The sequence below is a fragment of the Vibrio sp. 1078-1 genome (assembly GCF_033340475.1).
In genome coordinates this window covers 1-512 of the sequence record NZ_JAWOWM010000934.1, presented here as the reverse complement: position 1 = coordinate 512, position 512 = coordinate 1, and the positions used below count along the sequence as shown (strand labels likewise).

Here is a 512-nt window from a genome sequence, read left to right as displayed (position 1 = left end):
ATTGCGAATACCATGCTGGAGTCTTCAGAAAACACGAAAGACCCGATTTTGTTAGCTGCTGATGTTCGCTGCGCACTAAAACGCACGCTAGTTAACTTAATTGCAGGGCAAAAACCTGAGCTCAATGTTTACGCTTTATCGGATGAATTGGAGCAAATGCTACTGACGTCGCTGCAACAAGCACAAGCTTCAGGTACAGTGGTTCTCGATAGTTTCCCAATCGAACCGAATATTCTTGGTCAGTTCCAACAAAACTTACCTTTGATTCGACAACAACTTAAGCAGCAAGGCTTACCGCCAATACTACTTGTAATGCCGCAATTACGCCCACTACTGGCGCGTTATGCGCGTACTTTCACTCAAGGATTGGCTGTGCTGTCTTACAACGAAATTCCAGAAGACAAACAGATCAATGTGGTAGGAAACCTTGGTTAATCTTATTTCAACACACGCGATATACGAATATCTTTGTAGTCTCGCGGTACAACACATCGTCACGGACGACGATCAAT

1 protein-coding gene is annotated in these 512 nt (G+C 44.1%); it reads left to right on the top strand.

From position 1 onward, the window contains the following. Positions 1-435 (top strand): FHIPEP family type III secretion protein (locus R7190_RS30950; RefSeq protein ID WP_318138352.1); only part of this gene is annotated, 435 nt, incomplete at its 5' end. Positions 436-512 lie beyond the last annotated feature (77 nt).